Source organism: Streptomyces sp. NPDC046985, assembly GCF_040644415.1.
GTDB lineage: Bacteria > Actinomycetota > Actinomycetes > Streptomycetales > Streptomycetaceae > Streptomyces.
Genome location: NZ_JBEYWK010000011.1, coordinates 65,175 through 84,678, shown reverse-complemented (window position 1 = coordinate 84,678; position 19,504 = coordinate 65,175). Strand labels below are relative to the sequence as shown.

Sequence of the window (19,504 nt, the reverse complement as noted above, 5' to 3'; positions counted from 1 at the left end):
CGTGGCGTGCGGGGGCGGCTACTGGAGGGACTTCTGGAGGGCGGCGACGTCGGCGTCGGCTTCCCGGGCCGCCTCGGAGGGGGAGGTCTGTCCGCTGGTCATGGCGCCGATGGCCTTGGGCACCGGCAGTTCGCCGTTGGTGGCGCCGACCAGGGCGCCGTCGCCCTGGGTGATGCCCCAGCGCCGGATGTGGGTGACTCCGTCGGCGAGCCGGTCGAGCAGGCTCGCGGGGTAGGCCTGGTCGAGGGGCTTCTTGGTGTCGACGCCGATCTGGCTGTGCCGCCAGGCGTCGAGGTACCGGCGGGGCTCGGCCGCGGTGCCGTCGCGGACCGGGATCTTGCCCTCGGGCGCCATCCCGAACCAGTCCTCGTAGCCGGCGCCCATCATGTACTCGATGAACTGGCGGGAGGCCGCGGTCTCGGCGGTCTTGGTGGTCACCCAGGAGGTGATCTCGCCGAACTGCGCCTTCTCGGCGGCGTCGGGGCCCTGCATCGCGGTGACGATCCCGCTGTTGCGCGACAGGTACTGCGGGTCGTTCGCGCACTCGGGGCAACTGGGCAGCGCGTCCTTGCGCAGGCCGTCGAGTTCGTCCAGCAGGAACGACGACCAGACGAGCATCGAGGAGCGCCCCGCGAAGTAGGTGGCGCGGGTGGAGTCCACGGTCTGGGCGCCGGGCGCGCCGTAGGTCCGGGCGAGGTCGTCGTAGGTCTTGAACGCGGTCCGGCACGGCGGCGACGCGAGGGCGGCGTGGTGCTGCGCGTCGACGAGTTGGCAGTCGTCGGCCAGGGCCAGGCTCTCGAAGCTCTGCGAGGTGAACACGTCGCTGGGGTCGGTGGCCGCGGAGACGCCGTAACGCCCGTCCCCGGTGAGCGCCTTGGCGGCGGTGAGCGCCTTCGCGTACGTGTCGGGGGCCGGCAGGCGCTTCTGGTCGAAGCGGTCCTTGCGGTAGACCATCAGTTGCAGCCACGCGTCGGAGGGCACGCCGAGGTTCGCGCCCTTGTCGGAGGTCAGCTCCAGGGCGTTGGCGTTGAACGTGTCGCGCCCCAGCTCGGAGACGATCTGCTTCGGGATCTGGGTGTTGAGCAGGCCGTTGCTGTACATCTGCCAGACCTCGCCCATCGGCGCGGCCCCGATGACGTCGGGCAGCGTGCCCGCGGCGGCCGCCGACATGATGAGCTGGGGCATCTGGCCCTCGTCGACCCCGACGAGGTGGACCTTGACGCCGGTCTTCTGCTCGAACTTCGCGACGATCTTCCGCGTCGCCGCGACCCGGTCCGGGAGGTTCTCCTGTGACCAGACCGTGATCTCCCGGTCGGGCTTCCCGGGCCCCGTCCTGCCGGAGCAGCCGGCGAGCACGCCGAGGGTCAGAGTGGCCGTGACGCCCACCGCGATAGCGCTGTATCGCCGGCTCTTGGTGCGCATTGCGTGTCCTCGTTCCGCCTTACGTCTACTGGTCACGCATCTCAGCACTACTTTTGCTTATTGACAAGACATAAGTGCGAGCTATTGTCGACGTAACAAACCGCCAACACTCTCCGGAGCCCTCCGTGGAACGTGTCGTCCAGTTCACCGGCCCCCGCCAGGTGGAGGTAGCCGAGCAGCCCCGAGCCGATCTGCCCGCCGGGCACTTGAGGATCCGCACCCGCTACTCGGGCATCTCCGCCGGCACCGAACTCACCGCCTACCGCGGCACCAACCCGTATCTGACCCGCACCTGGGACGCCGAGGCGCGGCTGTTCCGCGACGGCGCGGCCGGCATGGAGTACCCGGTGGCCGGATGGGGCTACTCCGAGGTCGGCGAAGTCCTGGAAGTCGCCCCCGACGCGGCCGGCGCCCCGGGCCTGCCGCAGCCCGGCGACCTGGTCTGGGGCATCTGGGGCCACCGCAGCGAGGGCGTCGTCCCGGCCGAGCGGATGATCGGCCACACCCTGCCCGCCGGCCTCGAACCGCTGGCCGGCGCCTTCGCCCGGGTCGGCGCCATCGCCTACAACGCCGTCCTGGCCGGCGACGTCCACGTCGGCGAGGACGTCGCCGTGTTCGGCCAGGGCGTCATCGGCCTGATCACCACCCGTCTCGCCCAGCTCAACGGGGCCCGCGTCACCGCCGTCGACGCCCTCGACGGCCGCCTGAAGACCGCCGAGCGCTACGGCGCCCGGCACACCCTCAACGCCCGCACCGACGACGTGGCCGAACGCGTCCGGGCGGCCACCGGCGGCCTCGGCGCCGACCTCGCCATCGAGATCAGCGGCGCCTACCCCGCCCTGCACGAGGCCCTGCGCTCGGTCGCGGTCGGCGGCCGCGTGGTCGCCTCCGGGTTCTACCAGGGCGACGGCATCGGCCTGCGCCTTGGCGACGAGTTCCACCACAACCGCGTCCAGCTCGTCTGCTCCCAGATCGGCGGCGTCCCGCCGCAGTTGGCCCACCGGTGGACCGTGGAGCGCCTCCAGCGCACCTTCCTGCGGCTGGTCGCCGAAGGACAGGTCGACGTCACCTCGCTGGTCAGCCACCTCATCCCGGTCGCCGACGCCGCCGACGCCTACGTCCTGCTGGACGAGCGCCCCGCGGACGCGCTTCAGGTCGTCCTGGAATTCTGACCGCTTCGAAAGGCCCCTCATGCTCAAGACCGCGGCGCAGGAGCAGCTCTTGCCCGGCACCAGCCTCCAGGACAAGTGGGACTTCGCCCAGCAGGCCGGCTACGACGCCGTCGAACTGCGCGGCAAGGGCGACTTCCACTTCGCCTCCCGCCTCGACGAACTGAAGCAGGCCCGCAAGGACGGCGTGGTCATGCCCACCGTGTGCGTCGACATGCTGCACTTCTTCGGCGCCTTCGACGAAGACCGCCGACGCGACGCCCTCGCCCAGATGAAGTCCCAGCTCACGGTGATCGCCGAAGTCGGCGGCCTCGGCGCCCAGACCCCCGCCTCGTACGGCATGTTCTCCCGCCGCCTGCCGCCCTTCGAGCCCCCGCGCAGCGAGGCCGAGGACCGCGACGTCCTCCTCGCCGGCCTGGCCGAACTCGGCGAGCACGCCCGCAGGGAAGGCGTCACGCTCTTCCTGGAGCCGCTCAACCGGTACGAGGACCACATGGTCAACCGGCTGGAGCAGGCCGCCGACCTGATCCGCGCCGTCGGCCTGGACTCCGTCAAGATCGGCGTCGACAGCTACCACATGAACATCGAGGAGGCCGACCCGGCGGCGGCGATCCTCGCCCACGCCGACGTCATCGGCCACGCCCAGGTCTCCGACTCCAACCGCTTCCAGCCCGGCGCCGGCCACCTCGACTGGCCCGCCTGGCTCGGCGCCCTGCACGCCATCGGCTACGACGGCTGTCTCGCGCTGGAGTGCCGGCTGACCGGCGACCCCGCCGAGGCCGTCCGTTCCGTGCCCGCCTTCCTCCAGAGGTCCGGCGCGTGAACCCGACCCTGGACCGGCCCGCGCCGCAGCACGCCGCACCCCTGACCCTGCGGGGCGCCGCGGCGCGGGTCCTCATCGACAACTGGACCGGCGCCTCCACCGTCCCCTCCCGCACCCTCTACCCCCACCAGTGGAGCTGGGACTCCGCCTTCATCGCCGTCGGACTGCGCCACCTCTCGGCCCGCCGCGCCCAGCAGGAGCTGGAGTCGCTGCTGGCCGCGCAGTGGGCCGACGGACGCCTCCCGCACATCGTCTTCAACCCCGCCGTGCCCGACGGCGCCTACTTCCCGAGCCCCGACTTCTGGCGCTCCTCCCGGGCCGGCCGGGCGGCGGGCGCACCGGCCGACCCGGAGACCTCCGGCGTCGTCCAGCCCCCCGTGCACGCCCTGGCGGCCTGGCTGGTGCACCGCGCCGACCGCGAGGAGTCGCGCAGGCGCGGCTTCCTCGCCCGCGTCCGGCCCCGCCTGGGCGCCTGGCACGACTACCTCCTCGACCGCCGCGACCTGGGCGGCGGGGGACTGGCCGCCGCGGTCCACCCGTGGGAGCCCGGGATGGACAACAGCCCCTGCTGGGACCGCCCCCTCCAGCGCGTCGACCCGGTCCCGCGCGGCGACTACCGGCGCGCGGACCTCGACCACGGCCAGCCCGCCGACCGGCCCACCGACATGGACTACGGCCGCTACGTGCGCCTGGCGACCGACTACCGCGACGCCGGTTACGACGACCGCTCCGCCCGGCACGCCTTCGCCGTGGAGGACCCGGCCTTCAACGCCCTGCTGATCGCCAGCGAACGGGCGATGGCCGCCATGGCCGAGGAGAGCGGCGCCGACGGATCGCGGCACACCGCCCGCGCCGACGCGCTCACCGGGCGCCTGGTGGCCCGGCTCTGGGACGAGACGGCCGGCGTGTTCCGCGCCCGCGACCTGGCCGCCGACGCCCTGATCGAGGAGAACAGCGTCAGCGGACTGATCCCGCTGCTGGAGCCGCGCCTGCCGCGGCACGTCGCGCACCGCCTGCTCCAGACGCTCTCCGGCCCGCGCTTCACGGCCCCCGGCACCTGCCTGCCGCCCAGCTACGACCTGACCGGCCACGCCTACGACCCCCAGCGCTACTGGCGCGGCCCCGCCTGGTTCAACACCGCCTGGCTGATCCACCGCGCCCTGCGCGCGCACGGCCGCGACCAGGACGCCGCACGCCTGCGCCGGGGATTCCTGCGGGAGGCCGAACGGTCCGACTTCGCCGAGTACGTCGACTCGGCCACCGGCGCCGCCCGAGGCGCCCGGCGCTTCTCCTGGACCGCCGCCCTCACCCTCGACCTGCTGTGCGCCGACCCCGAGGAGCCCACGTCATGACCTCGGCCGACGACCGCGTCCAACTCGTCCGGGACGCCACCTTCGCCCGGCTCGACGCCACCGGAGGCGTCAGCGGCACCCGGGGCGCCGCCCCGGACGGCCTGTTCGCCCGCGACGCCCGCCACCTCAGCCGCTGGCGCCTCACCGTGGACGGCGCCGAACCCGTCGCCCTGACGCCCGCCCGGACCGGCGCCGACGACGCCTGCGAGTGCGTCCTGACCCCGCGGGGCACCCGCGACGACCCGCCCGCCTACACCGTGTTCCGCCGCCAGAGCGTCGCCGCCGGCGTCTTCAGCGAGCACCTGCGCCTGGTCAGCAACCGGCCCGACCCGGTCACCGCCCGCGTGGAGATCACCGCCGACGCCGACTTCGCCGACCTGTTCGAGCTGCGCGCCGACGACCGGCACTACGACACCTCCGGCGCCCGGCGCGAGACCCACCGCACCGACGACGGACTGCGCTTCGACTACCGCCGCGCCCACTGGCACTCCCGCACCGCCGTCGCGTGCAGCCCCGCCCCCACCACACTGGACCCGGCCCAGGACCCGGAGCGCCCCACCGCCCGCACCCTCGGCTGGCAGGTGGACCTCGGCCCGCACGGGCAGGCCGACCTCCGCCTCACCGTCCGCGCCGAGCCCCACGGGGCGCCCCTGAAGGCCCCCGCCGCCCGGCCGCTGGCGACGGCCGCCGACGACGATCTGTCCCGCACCTGCGCGCGGGGCCTGGCCGACATCGACCTGCTGACCATCCCGGTCACCGGCGTCGACGGCGAGGACGTCAGCGTCCCCGCCGCGGGCATCCCCTGGTTCCTCACCCTCTTCGGCCGCGACTCGCTGCTGACCTCGCACTTCCTGCTGCCCTACCGGCCGGAGACGGCGGCCGCCACGCTCAGCGCCCTCGCCGCCGTCCAGGGCCGCGCCCACGACGCCGCCAGCGGCGAGCAGCCCGGCCGCATCGTCCACGAGACCCGCCAGGGCGAACTCGCGCACTTCCGGCAGATCCCCTACGGCCGCTACTACGGCGCCGTCGACGCCACACCGCTGTTCCTGGTGCTCCTGCACGCCCACCACGAGACCACCGGCGACCCGGCGCTCGCCGTACGGCTGGAGCGGCACGCCCGGCGGGCCGTCGACTGGATGCTGACCGACGGCGGCCTCGAACGGCACGGCTACCTCGTCTACCGCCCCGACCCCGACGGCCTCGTCAACCAGAACTGGAAGGACTCCGCGGGCGCCGTCTGCTTCACCGACGGCGCCCAGGCGGAGGGCCCCATCGCGGTGTCGGAAGCCCAGGGCTACGCCTACGACGCCCTGGTCCGCACCGCCGACCTCGCCGCCTCGGTCTGGCGGGACGAACCCTACGCACACCGCCTGCGGGAGACCGCCGCGACGCTGCGCGCCCGCTTCCACGACGACTTCTGGATGGCGGACGCCGACTTCCCCGCGCTCGCCCTCGACGGCCACGGCCGCCAAGTCGACGCCCTGGCCTCCGACGCCGGCCACCTGCTGTGGTCCGGGATACTCGATCACGACCACGCCGACCGGGTGGGCCGCCGTCTGCTGCGGCCCGACTTCTTCTCCGGCTGGGCGATCCGCACCCTGGCGGCCGGGCAGCGGCCCTACCACCCGCTGTCCTACCACCGCGGCAGCGCCTGGCCGCACGACAACGCGGTCATCGCGCTGGGCCTGGCCCGCTACGGCCTCGCCGACCAGGCCCGCACCGTCGCCGAGGGCCTGGTCGCGGCAGCCGCCCACCACGGCTACCGCCTCCCCGAAGTGCTGGCCGGCTACGACCGCGCCGCCACCTCCCGGCCCGTGCCCTACCCCCACTCCTGCTCGCCCCAGGCGTGGGCCGCGGCGACCCCCCTCGCCCTGAAGACCGCCCTGAACGCGACGACCTGACGCGCTCCGGACCGCCGGGCGCCCGCCCGAGGCCGGGACGGCGACGGTCCGGACGGCGACGGTCCGGCCGCAGCGTTAGAAGAAGCCCCCATCCAAGGGCAGCGTGCGGCCGGTGAGGTAGGCGGCGTCGTCGGAGGCGAGGAAGGCGTACCCGGCGGCGATCTCCTCCGGCTGGGCCAGCCGCCCGAGGGCCCCGTGCACGGCCAGCCACTCGGGCAGCGGGGTGGTGTCCCGCAGCCGCGGATGCTGGTACAGCGAAGCCACGTCGGCGGCCATGTCGGTGTCCGTGCCGCCGGGGGCGATCGCGTTCACGGCGATGCCGCGCGCGCCGAGTTCGGCGGACAGGTTGAGCGCCATCGACTCGACGGCCGCCTTCGACGCGGCGTAGAGGGTGTGGTGGAAGACGGCCCGCTGGGCGCTGACCGAGGACGTGAGAACGATTCTGCCGCCCGGACGCATCCGGGCGGCGGCGTGCTGGGCGGCGAACAACTGGCCGCGGGCGTTGACGGCGAAGACGCGGTCGAAGTCGGCGGGAGCGATGTCCTCCAGGGCGCCGAAGTGCTCGACGCCGGCGCAGGACGCCAGCACGTCGATCCGCCCGAACCTGTCCACCGCCTGCTCCATCAGGGCTTCGGTCTGGTCGGGCTCGGCGACGTCGACGCGCACCGCGTGGGCGCGGGCGCCGTCGGCGGTGAGCGCGGAGACCACGCTCTCGGCGGCTTCCCGGTTGCCGCGGTAGCCGACGACGACCGCGGCGCCCTCGGCGGCGAGCCGTGCGGCCACCGCGGCGCCGATGCCGCGGCTGCCGCCGGTGATCACGGCGACCTTGTCGGCGAAACGCCTGGCGTGCGCTGCTGGCATGGAACGACCCCCTTGCTCGGTCCTGCTTCCGTGGCGGCGGGCCAGGAGGCGTCCTCCGGGGGAGCGCGCCTCGGCCTGTCAGCCCAACCTACGTCCCGCGCGCGTACACGACCTGTCGCCGGACCGGCCATGGCGCGATGAGTTCCGCATCCCGCCCGAAGAGCGGACACGGCGCAGCGGCCCTGACCGCTCCTGACGCACCGCACCCGTAGGCCGTCCCCTGCCCGCCAAGGGCGTCTCAGTCGACGACTCCCTCGAACCGCCTCCTGGCGGCAGACGAGTGACGGCGCCCTCGCCGGGCGATCCGTCGGCCGCCCGGCGGACGCGCTACGGGAGCGGGGCCCGGACCTTCTCGGTACGGGCCCCGGGCGCACGCCGCGCACGCCGCGCACGGCGGTCACGAGGGGAGGCGACCGCGCGGCGGTCGGGCGGCCTGCAGGGCCGTCGCCCCGCAGGCCGCCCGACGTGGGCGCCGTCGTCAGTCCGGCGCGGACCGCGTCAGCGGTTCAACTGACCGTCAGCGGTTCAACTGACACTGCGCGAGCGCGTCGAGCCCCGCGGGCGCCTGGCCTCCCGCCCGCCTGATGTCGATCCCGATGCGGTCGATCACCGCCTTCCGCTTGTTCTTCAGGGGGTTGAGGATGGCGTTGTCGATGAAGTTCGGACCGCCCTCTCCCTGGGAGCGCGCCAGTCGGCTGTTCGCCTCGTCGATCTCCTTGGTGAGGTTGGCGAGTTCGCGGCTGACCTCCGCCTGCGCCTTGGCCGGGACGTCGCTCGGCAGCTTGCCCGCCACGTCCGGGCAGTTCACGGTCGGCACGCCCGCGGCGGACGACTGGCCGCCGGACGGGGCGCCCGACGCCGTGGCCGCACCGGTGGCGGCGCCGGCGCCGGAGAGGGCGCAAGGCGCCAACTGGTCCAGGCCCTGGGGCTTGTCGGCGACACGGCCGATGGCCGTCGCGATCCGGTTCAGCGTCGCCTTGCGCTTGCCTTCGAGCGGTCCCAGAATCGCGTTCTGGACGAAGTTGGGTCCTCCCTCGCCCTGGGAGCGCGCCAATCGCTGATTGGCCTCGGCTAGCTGTTTGTCCAGCAGCGCCAGGTTCCGGGTGACTTCGCTCTGCGCCCGGTCGGGGATCTCGGGCAGCTTCCCCGCGACGGCGGGGCACAGGATGCTCTGCGCCGCGTCGGTGTGCGCGGTGGCCGCGCCCCCGCTCTCCCCGGCGAACGCGCCCGCTGCGGCCAGGGAACCTGCGATCAGGCCGGCTCCCACGATGCCCGCACCGACGATGCGGTGCGTGCGGTACTGCCCTCTGACTCGCCTTCTTGCCATCGTGCGGCTTCCTCCGACTCGTGCGACCGGCCACGAGGGCCTCCTCGCGAAGAGGCCCCACGCCGATCGTTGCCGATGTCTGGCGTCTCCGGAGTCCCGCCAGTGCGTGCCTGTCCCCGAGTACGCAGAGGACTCGGCCTACGTTCAGGCCAGGCATCGCCAAGTCGCGCGGCAGGCACGGAGGTTGACGAGAAAACACGGCAGCGGCGGCGGCCCGCCGCGGGCTGTCCGCCGCTGGTGCAGACGCCGACTTCCCAGGCCCAGGCGGCGATCTCGACGCGGTTGCGGGTGGCGAGCCTGCGTTGGACGTTGCCGAGGTGGGCCTTGACGGTGGCCTGCGTCACATACAGTTCCGCCGCGATCTCGTCGTCGGTGCGGCCGCGGGCCACCAGGCGGACGACGTCGAGTTCGCGTGCGGTCAGCGGCTCGGCGAGCCGGGCGGCGGCGCGGGCGCCCGCCGCCGCCGGGCGGGAACCGTGCGGCGGCGGGGCGAGGTGCTCCAGGCGGCGGATGGTGATCGAGGGGGAGATCAGGCCGTCGTGCCGTCGGCCTCCGCGCCGTAGAGCCGGGCGGTGTCCTGGGACGTCGCCCACCGGCTGTAGGTGGGCGACTGCGGCCAGCCCTCGGGGGAGTCCTGCCACTGCTCCTGACGCCCGTACGGCAGCAGGTCGATCAGCCCGAAGGTGTGGCTGAGCTGCTCGGTGCCCCGGCCGTCGGTGTGCCAGGTGCGGTAGACGCAGTCGCCGTCCCGTAGGAACACGTTGACCGCGAACCCCCCGTCGGGCGGTGCGCCGACGTCCGTCCCGAACGGGCTCTTGGCGGTCGAGTACCAGGTCATCTGGTTGCCGACCCGCCTCTTGTAGGCGAGCGCCTCGTCGATCGGGCCCTGGGTGACGACGACGAATCGCGCGTCGTAGTCGTCCAGGAAGCCCAGGCGGGTGAACTGCGAGGTGAAACCGGTGCAGCCCGGACACTGCCATTCCTTGCCGTCGGTCCACATGTGGCTGTAGACGATCAGTTGCCTCTTGCCTTCGAAGACGTCCGCCAGCCGGACGGGGCCGTGCTCGCCCTCCAGGACGTACTCGGGCATCTCCACCATCGGCAGGCGGCGGCGCTCGGCGGCGACGGCGTCCAGCTCCCGCGTCGCCGCCTTCTCCCGGGCGCGCAGCGCCTCAAGCCGGCGCTCCCAGGTCGCGGCGTCGACTACGGGCGGCAGTGCGTTGGCGGTCATGGTTCCTCACAGGGTTCGTGCGCTGCTTTCGCTGACGCAGGGACAGACCGCGTCGGGCCACGGAACTCATCGGTCGCCGGAGAGGGTTCCCCCGGCCCCCGCCGCCATGCGGGCGCGCGCGAGCGCGGGCTCGCCTCGCACCTCCACCCGCCGGGCCCGCTCCCGGCGCCGCCCGCGGTCGCCCCGAGGCGGTCCGCCGGTCCGTCTGCCCTCGCGGCTCGGCGCCCGCTTGGATGTGTTCGCGCCTTCCCGAGGCGGCCGAGTCTCCATGGCGGTCCCGCGGGTACATGAGCGCAATGAATGCACGCGGGAACGGGAGCGGGAAGACGTATCGGAGCGGGCGGAAGACGAAGCGCGCCCTAGGGCAAGGCGCCCCCGAGAAGGGCGCCCCCGAGGAGGCCGTCCTCGGCGAGGGCGCGTCGGAGGGCCGGTGGGCCTACGCGGCCGCCGGCGCGGCGGTGGGGCTGGCGGCCTGGGCGGGAGCACGCGCGACCGGCCCCTCCGACGCCTGGTACAAGACGCTGAACAAACCAGACTGGCAGCCGCCCACCTGGGCCTTCCCCGTGGTGTGGACGCCGCTGTACGCCTCGATCGCGTGGAGCGCCGGCCACGCCCTGAACCGCTCCCGGGGACGCGAACGCGCCGCCCTCGCGGCCGGATTCGGCGTGAACCTGGCCGTCAACGCGGCGTGGACCTGGCTGTTCTTCGGCCGGCGCAGCCCGGCCTCCGGTGTCGGCGGGGCTCTGCTGCTGGACGCGAGCAACCTGGCGCTCATCCGCCGTGTGGCCCGCAGCGATCCGAAGGCCGCCGCGGCGCTCGGCCCGTATGCGGGCTGGTGCGGCTTCGCCACCGTGCTCAGCGCCTCCATCGCCCGCCGCAACCGCTGATCGGCCGCGACGACACATCGGCACGTACATTTGTCGACTTAGGCGGCTTTGTCGACGCCTCCCGGAGGCGGGCATCCGACGGGCGTCCGCCTATATGACCGTCTATGACCGTCCCTCTCCCGACCGCCTCCCCGCCGGTACCCAGACCCGCGGTGGTGCGGCCGATCCAGGGTGGAGGATGATCGACGTATGACGGAAGACTGGTTGTCGGCGCGGGCGCGTGACGCGGAGGCCTCGGTGGCGGGCGGGTTCGACCTCTCGCTGTGCGTGCGCGAGCAGATCCACCGGCTCGGCGGCGTCCAGTCGTACGGGACGCTGCTGGCGGTGGCGCCGGAGAGCGGTCTCGTCGACACCGCCGCCGAGAACGCCGAGGCGCTGCTCGGCGTCGCCGCCGAGGACCTGGTGGGCCGACCCGTCACCGGTGTGCTCGGGGCCGAGGACTGGGCCGAGGCGCTGGAGGCGTCCGCCGAGGGCGACTCCATGGCCGTCACGCTGCCCGTCACGGCCGGCGCCCCCGGGCGCCTGAGCGACTTCGACCTGTCCGTCCACCGGCGCGAGGGACTGGTGGTGCTGGAGTTCGAGCCGCGCGACGCGGCCGACGCCTTCCAGTTCGCGGGCTTCTACCAGGGCGTCCGCCGGGCGCTGCGCGGGCTGCGGTCCGCCGACACGGTGATCGACTGCTGCCGCGCCGCGGTCGGCGAGGTGCGCCGGCTCACCGGGTACGACCGGGTCGTGGCCTACCGCTTCGACGGCGTCGACGGACCCGGCGAGGTCGTGGCCGAGGACGTCCAGGACGGATGGGAGCCGTGGCTCGGACTCTGGTTCCCGGCCACCGACATCCCCCCGCAGGCCCGGCGCCTGTACGAGGAGAACTGGATCCGCGTCATCTGCGACGTCGACGATCCCACCGCCCAGCTCCACCCGCCGCTCCGCCCCGCCACGGACGCGCCCCTCGACCTGTCCGGCTCGGCGCTGCGCACCGTCTCCGGGTTCCACCTGGAATACCTGCGCAACATCGGTGTGCGCTCGTCGATGTCGGTGTCGCTGATGCGTGAGGGACGCCTGTGGGGGCTCATCGCCTGCCACGGCGCCCGGCCGACGTGGCTGGCGCCGGAGGTCCGCTCTGCGTGCGAGCTGTTCGGCGCGGCCTTCTCCATGCAACTGTCCGCCATCGAGGAGCGGGAGCGGGCCGACGCCCTGGAGAGCTCGGGCCGCAACGCGGCGGCGGTGGCCGAGATGCTGACCGAGGACGTCGGCACGGCGCTGACGCGCCACGACGAAGCGGTGCGCGAGCTGGTGTCGGCCGACGGCGTGCTGCTCGTGCGCGGCGGCCGCGTCTCCGCCGTGGGCGTCGCGGCCCCGCAGGAGCTGGCCGACCTGCTCGGCCGGTACGCCGCGGCCGCGGCGCCCGGCGGAGTGTGGTCCACGGACCGGCTGCCGGAACTCCTCGCCGCCGACGGCGCCGCGCCGTCGGCGACCGCGTCCTGCCCCGCGGGCGTGCTGCTGCTGTCCCTGGGCCCCGGCGACTACCTGGCCTGGGCGCGGGCGGAGCGTCCCATGCCCCGGGAGTGGGCCGCCGACCCCGCCCGCCCCGTGCTGGTCGGCCCCCGCGGCGAGCGTCTGACGCCCCGCGGATCGGGCGCCGTCTTCCGGTCCATGATCCGGGGCCGCAGCCTGCCGTGGAGCGCGCGGGACGAGGCCGCGGCGCTGGAGCTGCGGCGGCTGCTCACCGGGCTGGTGCTGCGGCACGCCGACGCGCTGGGCCTGCTCAACGACGAGCTGCGGATGACCAACCTGGACCTCGACTCCTTCGCCCATGTGGCCGCGCACGACCTCAAGGAGCCGCTGCGCGGCATCGCGAACGCCGCCACGTTCACCCTGGAGGACGCAGGGGACGGTCTCGACGCGACCAGCGTGCGCCGGCTCCAGACTATGCAGCGGCTCGCCGCCCGCATGGACGACCTGCTCAACTCCCTGCTGCACTACGCCCGGATGGGCCGGACTGGGCTGCGGCGCGAGGACGTCGCCCTGGACGACGTGGTGGACGCCGCGCTGGAGGTCGCCGGGCCGCGGCTGGCCGAGGAAGGGGTGCGGGTGGTGCGGCCGGCCGCCCTGCCCCGCGTCCGCGCCGACCCCGACCGGATCTACGAAGTGCTGGTGAACCTGCTCGTCAACGCCGCCAAGTACGCGGCCGACCGGCCCGACCGCAAGGTGGAGATCGCGATGGAGGACGCCGTCGCGCCCGGCGCGGAGACCGCCGCGCCGGCCGTCGTGGTCCGGGACAACGGCATCGGGATCCCGCCCGACCGGCAGGAGGAGGTGTTCGACCTCTTCCGTCGGCTGCACGGGCCGCACGAGCGGGGCGGCGGCACCGGCGTCGGCCTGGCCGTGGTCAGGCGCATCGTCGAACGCCACGGCGGCCGGCTGTGGCTGGCCGGCGTGCCGGGGGAGGGAACGGCGTTCTACTTCACCCTCGGCGACGACTCGCCGGGCGGAACCGGCGGCTGACCCTTGGCCTCCAGCCAGTAGTCCATGGCGCCCTTGAGGACGGTGCGGAACAGCTCGAAGTTCAGCGGCTTGTAGATGTAGCTGTCCGCCCCGGCGGCGTAGCACGCGTCCACCTCGGCGGGCGCGGTGGAGGACGTGAACACCACCACGGTGATCTCGGCCAGCTCCGGCCGGGCGCGCAGCGACTTCAGCACCGCGTGCCCGCTCACGCCGGGCATGTTGAGGTCCAGCAGGACGATGCCGGGCGCCTCCTCGCCGCCCAGCAGGCGGTCCACCAGGCCCTCGCCCTGGGAGAGGAACTCCAGGCGCAGGTGGGGATGGGTGCGGGAGAGCGCGCGCTCGATCGCCTCGGCGTCCTCCTGGGAGTCCTCCACCACCAGAACGCGACCGGTGTCCAGTTGCCTGCCCGGCGCGTGGTCCTGCTTCACGGTCGTCCTTTCATCCGTGCGATCAGCACGGCGGTGTCGTCGTCGCCCATGCGACGGAAGTCCGAGGCGGCGGCCACGAGCCGGGCCGCCGAGGTCTCGTCGAGCGGCCCGAGACGTCGCACCGCCGCCGGGAGGCAGTGCTCGAAGCAGGTGCCGTCCGCCGACCTGGCCTCCGTCAGGCCGTCGGTGAACAGCACGATCGCGTCGTCGGCCGCGAGCCGGATCCGGCTGGCCGTGTAGTCGGCGTCGGACACCACGCCGAGCAGCAGCCCGCGGGCCGGCGTCTCGGCCACCTCCCCGTCGGCGTACCGCACGAGCGGCCAGGGATGCCCGGCCCCGGCGATCTCGGCCTCCCAGCCGCCGTCGGCGGCGGGTGTGAGGGCCACGACCAGGGCGGTGACGAACCGGGAGGCCCCTTCCCCGATGAGGGTCCGGTTGAGCCGTGCCAGGGCCTGATCCGGCGGCGTGCCGTCCTCCAGAAGGGTGCGCAGGGTGTACCGGGCGAGGGCGGTGAAGGCCGCCGCCTCCGCTCCGCGTCCGCACACGTCGCCGATGAACAGGGAGATCCGGTCGCCGGCGATGACCGCGTCGTAGAAGTCGCCGCCGACGTCGAGGCTCGGGTCGCCGACCTCGTAGGAGGCGCTCAGCTCGACTCCGGCGGGCCGCGGCAGGGCGCGGGGCAGAAGGTGGCGCTGGAGCACCTCGACGTGCTGCTGGCGCTGGTCGTAGAGGGTGGCGGTGTCGATGGCGAGGGCGGCGCGGCCGGCGAGGTCGGCCAGCGTCGGCAGGTCCGAGAGGGTGGTGTCGTCCCGGTGGTACAGGAAGGTGAGCGTGCCCAGGACGCGGCCGCGCGCCCGCAGCGGGCTGATGCTCAGCGCCTGGATCGACTTCCCCTCGCCCGGGGCGTCGGGCCCGAAGGGTCCGCCGACGAGGTCCTGGTCCCGCAGCACCCGGCCCCCCACCTGCCGGGCGCTGCCGCGCAGCTTCGCGGTCAGCCAGTCGTCGTCCCGCACGATCGCGCCGAGCCACGCCTGCGCGCCGGCGGCGACATGGGTGGTGGCGACCGGTTCGAGTTCCCCGTCCGGCCGGAACAGGTGCACCGCGCACCCCTCGGCCACCGCGGGCACGGCCAGCCGCGCCACCCGGCGCAGCGTCTCCTCCACGTCCAGGCTCTCGTCCATCTGGAGCGAGGCTTCGGCGAGGAAGGCGTCCCGCGCCTGCCGCCGCTCGTGGACGCGGCCCTCCAGGATGCGGCTGTCGCTGACCGCGATGATCTCGGCGACCTGCGTGAGCTGCTCGGTCAGGCGCCGCTCCTGGTCGGCGGTCGGCGCGCTGTCCAGGCCCACCCACACGCCGATGGCGTCCCCGGCGCCGAGGGCGAAGAGGCACTCCAGCACGGTGACCGCCCCGGCCTCCCGCAGCAGCGGGGCGGCGAGCGGCTGCACGGCCTCCGGTCCGTCGGGAGCGCACCGGCGCACCGTCGGCTGGCCTACCGTGGTGATCAGGGGCGGCGGGGCCGTGCCTCCCGGCCAGTCGGCCGCCGAGGGGTGCCAGGTCGTGGGCTCGCCGCCGTCGGGCGTGAGCAGGCGCAGATAGCGCGGCTCGCGCCCCGCCCATCGCGCGCCGACGACCGCGACGGTCCCGGGCTCCAGCGCCAGAGCGGAGTACACGCGCGTAGCGAGAGCGGTGACGTCGTCGACCAGCGCGGCCGCGAGCCACAGCTCGTGCAGGTGACGCGACCACTCCGACGGCGTCCGCGACGCCGTTCGAGCACGGTTGCTCACGTGTTCGTCTCCATCACTGCATCCTACGGGGGCGCGTCCGTCCGGCCCTCGGGGCAGGTAAAAAATAGAACATCCGTACGACTACGGACGGTGGCCGATTTGCGGCGGTCCGTCTGAACGACGGCGAAGCGGGCACAGAGATTCCACAAAGACCGTCCCTACCGTCACTCCCCCATCCAACCGCCGTACAGCGGGAGTTGAGTTGTCCATGCTCGGATCACCTCCAGGCCGGAAGGCGACCGCCCGGGGCCTCCTAGGGGTCGCGGCCGCCGCCGCCCTTCTCGTCGGGTGCTCCTCGCCCGGCAAGGGAACGGAGAACACCGCCTCCGTCTCCTCCGCGTCGTCCGCCTCCTCGTCGGCGACGAGTTCCGCGCACCACAAGCCCAACATCATCTACGTGCTGACCGACGATCTCTCCTGGAACCTCGTGCGCTACATGCCGCACGTCCAGCAGATGCAGCACCAGGGGACGACGTTCTCCGACTACTACGTCACCGACTCCCTGTGCTGCCCGTCGCGTTCGTCCATCTTCACCGGTGAATACCCCCACAACACCGGGGTGTTCACGAACAACGGCGACGACGGCGGCTACGGCGCCTTCATGAAGAACGGCGACGAGAAGAAGTGCTACGCGCCGGCCCTCCAGAAGGCCGGCTACCGCACCGGCTTCATGGGCAAGTACCTCAACGGCTACGAGCCGAAGGACACCCAGGGCGCCGACCACCCCTACGTCCCGCCGGGCTGGAACGAGTGGGACACGGCGGGCAACGGCTATCCGGAGTTCAACTACGACCTCAACGAGAACGGCAAGGTCGTCCACTACGGACACGACCCGAAGGACTATCTGACCGACGTGGTCTCCGGCAAGGCGCGGTCGTTCGTCGACTCCTCGGCCCAGGACGGCAAGCCGTTCATGCTGGAGGTCGCCACCTTCGCACCGCACGCCCCGTCCACGCCGGCGCCGCGGGACGCCCACAGCTTCCCCGACCTCAAGGCCCCGCGGACTCCCGCCTATGACAAGCCGTCCGTCCCGACTCCCCAGTGGCAGAAGGCTCTCAGCCCGCTGACGCAGAAGGAGAAGACGCAGATCGACACCGCTTTCGCCAAGCGGGTCCGCTCCGTCCAGGCCGTCGACGCGATGATCGGCCGCATCCAGGACGAGTTGAAGGCGAAGGGCCTCGCGGACGACACCTACCTGATGTTCGGCTCCGACAACGGCTTCCACATGGGCGAGCACCGCCTGCGTCCGGGCAAGCAGACCGCCTACGACACCGACGTCCGCGTCCCCATGATGGTCACCGGACCGGGCGTCCCGGCCGGCAAGACGGTCTCCCAACTCGTCCAGAACACGGACCTCAACCCCACCTTCCAGGCGCTGGCGGGACTCCCGGCGCCCTCCACGGCGGACGGCCTCAGCCTCGCCGACCTGATGCACGGCCGGTCGCCCGACCACTGGCGCCAGTCGGTGCTCATCGAACACCACCACCCCGAGACCAAGGCGGGCGACCCGGACGCCGCCCCGAAGGCCGCGGGCAACCCTCCGACCTACGAGGCGATCCGGACCGCCGACAGCCTCTGGGTCGAGTACGCCGACGGGGAACGCGAGTACTACGACACGCACGCCGACCCCAACGAGCTGAAGAACAAGGCCGGCACGCTGAGCGACGCCCGGAAGAAGTCCCTGCACGCCACGCTCTCCGCCCTGGCGCACTGCCACGGCTCCGCGAACTGCGAGAGCGCTTCCGCACTCCACGGCTAGACAGCCCGCTCGCCGCACTCCACGGCGAGGCGGGTCGCGCGTCGCACCCCCCGCAGCCACGGGGAGTGCGGCGGCGCGGCGTCCCGGGCCGCACGCCCTCAGCCCGCGTCTCGCGCGCGGCGCGCGCGGGGCCGGCGAAGAGAGAAAGAGAAGAGGGGCATCAGAGCCGCGGCTCGGGGGACCCCTACCACAAGGCGGGGTCGGCTACCCCGGGGGCCGGCCCGGCTCAGGCTCTCCCGGTACAGACCACGTGCCGGGAGAGCCGCCGCCCGCCGCGGCCGGGGCACGGCCGTGCGGGCGCCGTGCTCGCGTCAGAGCCGGACCGGCGGGGGCTGTACCATCGGACCTCGTGCTTGGGAAGCAGGTACACGCGTGGCGGCCAGCCTGAACGACGGCCGCCCGCGGTGCACACCCGTCCTGCGTCCCGAGGAGGAACTGAGCAGTGCGCCAGGGAATCCCGAACAGCCCGGTCGGCGAGCCCGCCGCGTCGACAGGCGCGGCGCAGTCCCCACCGGCCCCCGGCGGATCCGACGGGGCCGCGCTCACTCTCCGGCGCGACCCGCCTGCGCACCGTGCCGCCCCGCGCGAAGCGCCCGACCCCCAAGAGGGAACGGCGTACCGCCGTCCGCGCCCGGGGCGGCCGCCGAGTCCGGGCCCGCGGCCCGCACCCGTGGCTAACGATGTGAACACCCTGTGGGCGTTCGCGGGACATCGATCGCGGATAATGCCGGGATCGCAGGTAGATTCGAGGCGGTCGCCGTCCGGCGGCCTCCAGGTGCACGGGGTCAGGGGCGGGGAAGGCGGGATTATGGGTTGGGCGTCACAGCCAGGGACGGCCGACGTGCCCTCGCCCGCTGAGGCTGGAAGCGTGGCGGCCCCGCAGTGGTGGGAGCCGTCGGTCCTGCTGGTCGAGGACGACCCGGGCGACGCCCTGCTGGTCGAGGAACTGGTCGCCGACACCACGCTGAAGATGCGCCTGAGCTGGGTCCCGTCGATGACCGAGGCCCGCGAGGTGCTCGCGACCGAAGCCCCGGACTGCGTGCTGCTGGACCTCAACCTGCCCGACGCCCGGGGACTGGAAGCCGTCTCCCGCATCCTGGACTACACCGACCAGGTCGCGGTCGTCGTGCTCACCGGCCTCGCGGAGGAGGCGACCGGCCTCGCGGCGGTCGCCGCCGGCGCGCAGGACTACCTCGTCAAGGGCCGCGTCGAGCCGGAGCTGTTCGGACGGGCCGTGCGCTACGCGATCCAGCGCAAGCAGGCCGAGCAGGCCGCGGTGGCCCTTCAGGCCAGCCAGATGCAGGCCCAGGAGAACGCCCGGCTGGAGCGCGGCCTGCTGCCCCGCCCGCTGCTGAACGGCGCCCCGGTGGACGTGACCACCCGCTACCGGCCCGGCCGCGCCCACGCCCTGCTCGGCGGCGACTTCTACGACATCGTGCAGAGCGCGGACGGCGCCGTGCACGCCCTGATCGGGGACGTCTCCGGGCACGGCCCCGACGAGGCCGCCCTCGGCGTCGCGCTGCGCATCGCCTGGCGCACCCTCGTGCTCAGCGGCGTCACCGGCGCCGAGCAGATCAGCCGCGTCGAGGAGATCCTGCTGGCCGAGCGGGCCGGCGCCCACGTCTTCGCCACGCTGACGAGCCTCACGGTCGAACCGGGCAGCCACCACGTGCGCATTGTCCGCGCCGGCCATCCCGGCTTCCTGGTGTGCGCCGAGGACGGCGGCGTGGAGTGGGTCGAGGTCGGCGGCGGCCCGGCGCTGGGCGTCGTACCCGGCGGAGCGTGCTGGCCGGTGCGGGAACTGTCGGTGCCCGCGGGCGCCTCCCTGGTGCTGTTCACCGACGGGCTCTTCGAGGGGTACGTCGGACGCGGCAAGGAGCGCCTGGGGGAGGAGGGGCTGCTGCGCCTCGCACACGAGGTGGCCGGGCTGCCCCCCGAGGCGTTGGTGGACGGGCTGATCGAGCGCGCCGAGTCGCTCGCCGAGAGCCAGGGCGGCCTCGACGACGACGTGGCCGTGCTCCACCTGCGCTGGAACTGAGACGGGCGATCGAG

Annotated in this window: 14 protein-coding genes and 1 pseudogene; 8 read left to right on the top strand and 7 right to left on the bottom strand. The window is 73.7% G+C overall.

The genetic code is table 11. From position 1 onward, the window contains the following. Positions 1-18: 18 nt before the first annotated feature. Positions 19-1,422, bottom strand: a complete 1,404-nt coding sequence (locus ABZ861_RS16370) for an extracellular solute-binding protein (protein WP_361630157.1) — start codon at positions 1,420-1,422, stop codon at positions 19-21. A gap of 125 nt (positions 1,423-1,547) precedes the next feature. On the opposite strand from ABZ861_RS16370, the gene ABZ861_RS16365 reads away from it, so the two are divergent. From ABZ861_RS16365 to ABZ861_RS16350, 4 genes are read left to right on the top strand one after another with little or no spacing between them, the layout of a single operon-like run. Next, positions 1,548-2,594: a zinc-binding alcohol dehydrogenase gene (locus ABZ861_RS16365; protein WP_361630154.1), complete on the top strand. Its 1,047-nt coding sequence runs from the start codon at positions 1,548-1,550 to the stop codon at positions 2,592-2,594. A gap of 19 nt (positions 2,595-2,613) precedes the next feature. After that, complete coding sequence (locus tag ABZ861_RS16360) at positions 2,614-3,414, top strand: sugar phosphate isomerase/epimerase family protein (protein WP_361630151.1); 801 nt, start codon at positions 2,614-2,616, stop codon at positions 3,412-3,414. Continuing rightward, positions 3,411-4,766, top strand: a complete 1,356-nt coding sequence (locus tag ABZ861_RS16355; protein WP_361630148.1) for a trehalase family glycosidase — start codon at positions 3,411-3,413, stop codon at positions 4,764-4,766. Before ABZ861_RS16360 ends, ABZ861_RS16355 begins: the two co-directional genes overlap by 4 nt. Beyond that, the gene (locus ABZ861_RS16350; RefSeq protein WP_361630145.1) at positions 4,763-6,667 is read left to right on the top strand and encodes a glycogen debranching N-terminal domain-containing protein; all 1,905 of its coding nucleotides are present in this window, start codon (positions 4,763-4,765) and stop codon (positions 6,665-6,667) included. The genes ABZ861_RS16355 and ABZ861_RS16350 overlap by 4 nt, the downstream gene beginning before the upstream one ends. 75 nt (positions 6,668-6,742) lie before the next feature. Here ABZ861_RS16350 and ABZ861_RS16345 read toward each other — a convergent pair whose 3' ends face one another. The 4 genes and pseudogenes from ABZ861_RS16345 to ABZ861_RS16330 all read right to left on the bottom strand — a co-directional run bounded on the left by ABZ861_RS16345 (position 6,743) and on the right by ABZ861_RS16330 (position 10,086). After that, positions 6,743-7,528 (bottom strand): SDR family oxidoreductase, encoded by a 786-nt coding sequence (locus tag ABZ861_RS16345; RefSeq protein ID WP_361630142.1) that lies wholly within the window; start codon positions 7,526-7,528, stop codon positions 6,743-6,745. A gap of 517 nt (positions 7,529-8,045) precedes the next feature. Further along, on the bottom strand, positions 8,046-8,855 hold the full coding sequence (locus tag ABZ861_RS16340; protein WP_361630139.1) for a hypothetical protein: 810 nt from the start codon (positions 8,853-8,855) through the stop codon (positions 8,046-8,048). A gap of 239 nt (positions 8,856-9,094) precedes the next feature. Then, positions 9,095-9,394: pseudogene (locus ABZ861_RS16335) on the bottom strand (helix-turn-helix transcriptional regulator); the annotation flags it as partial. Beyond that, positions 9,385-10,086 (bottom strand): DUF899 family protein, encoded by a 702-nt coding sequence (locus ABZ861_RS16330; protein ID WP_361630136.1) that lies wholly within the window; start codon positions 10,084-10,086, stop codon positions 9,385-9,387. The pseudogene ABZ861_RS16335 and the gene ABZ861_RS16330, both read right to left, overlap by 10 nt. A gap of 296 nt (positions 10,087-10,382) precedes the next feature. Between ABZ861_RS16330 and ABZ861_RS16325 the strand changes: the two genes are divergently transcribed. Continuing rightward, positions 10,383-10,973: a TspO/MBR family protein gene (locus tag ABZ861_RS16325; RefSeq protein WP_361630133.1), complete on the top strand. Its 591-nt coding sequence runs from the start codon at positions 10,383-10,385 to the stop codon at positions 10,971-10,973. Between the two features lie 189 nt (positions 10,974-11,162). Continuing rightward, positions 11,163-13,481 (top strand): ATP-binding protein, encoded by a 2,319-nt coding sequence (locus ABZ861_RS16320; RefSeq protein WP_361630130.1) that lies wholly within the window; start codon positions 11,163-11,165, stop codon positions 13,479-13,481. On the opposite strand, the gene ABZ861_RS16315 is transcribed toward ABZ861_RS16320, so the two are convergent. Both ABZ861_RS16315 and ABZ861_RS16310 read right to left on the bottom strand, forming a co-directional pair. Then, positions 13,436-13,909, bottom strand: coding sequence for a response regulator (locus ABZ861_RS16315; RefSeq protein ID WP_361630127.1), 474 nt, complete (start codon positions 13,907-13,909; stop codon positions 13,436-13,438). The two genes, ABZ861_RS16320 and ABZ861_RS16315, sit on opposite strands and share 46 nt — an antisense overlap. After that, positions 13,906-15,693: a GAF domain-containing SpoIIE family protein phosphatase gene (locus ABZ861_RS16310; RefSeq protein WP_361630124.1), complete on the bottom strand. Its 1,788-nt coding sequence runs from the start codon at positions 15,691-15,693 to the stop codon at positions 13,906-13,908. Before ABZ861_RS16310 ends, ABZ861_RS16315 begins: the two co-directional genes overlap by 4 nt. A gap of 208 nt (positions 15,694-15,901) precedes the next feature. Between ABZ861_RS16310 and ABZ861_RS16305 the strand changes: the two genes are divergently transcribed. Both ABZ861_RS16305 and ABZ861_RS16300 read left to right on the top strand, forming a co-directional pair. Next, the gene (locus ABZ861_RS16305) at positions 15,902-17,452 is read left to right on the top strand and encodes a sulfatase (protein ID WP_361630121.1); all 1,551 of its coding nucleotides are present in this window, start codon (positions 15,902-15,904) and stop codon (positions 17,450-17,452) included. 868 nt (positions 17,453-18,320) lie between these two features. Next, a complete protein-coding gene (locus tag ABZ861_RS16300) occupies positions 18,321-19,490 on the top strand; it encodes a fused response regulator/phosphatase (protein ID WP_361630118.1) in 1,170 nt (389 codons plus the stop codon). Positions 19,491-19,504: the final 14 nt, after the last annotated feature.

Coding starts and splice junctions, on each gene's coding strand:
- ABZ861_RS16330 (WP_361630136.1), bottom strand. CDS start 10,086: ATGACCGCCAACGCACTGCCGCCCGTAGTCGACGCCGCGACCTGGGAG.
- ABZ861_RS16320 (WP_361630130.1), top strand. CDS start 11,163: ATGACGGAAGACTGGTTGTCGGCGCGGGCGCGTGACGCGGAGGCCTCG.
- ABZ861_RS16305 (WP_361630121.1), top strand. CDS start 15,902: ATGCTCGGATCACCTCCAGGCCGGAAGGCGACCGCCCGGGGCCTCCTA.
- ABZ861_RS16350 (WP_361630145.1), top strand. CDS start 4,763: ATGACCTCGGCCGACGACCGCGTCCAACTCGTCCGGGACGCCACCTTC.
- ABZ861_RS16370 (WP_361630157.1), bottom strand. CDS start 1,422: ATGCGCACCAAGAGCCGGCGATACAGCGCTATCGCGGTGGGCGTCACG.
- ABZ861_RS16360 (WP_361630151.1), top strand. CDS start 2,614: ATGCTCAAGACCGCGGCGCAGGAGCAGCTCTTGCCCGGCACCAGCCTC.
- ABZ861_RS16345 (WP_361630142.1), bottom strand. CDS start 7,528: ATGCCAGCAGCGCACGCCAGGCGTTTCGCCGACAAGGTCGCCGTGATC.
- ABZ861_RS16325 (WP_361630133.1), top strand. CDS start 10,383: ATGAATGCACGCGGGAACGGGAGCGGGAAGACGTATCGGAGCGGGCGG.
- ABZ861_RS16340 (WP_361630139.1), bottom strand. CDS start 8,855: ATGGCAAGAAGGCGAGTCAGAGGGCAGTACCGCACGCACCGCATCGTC.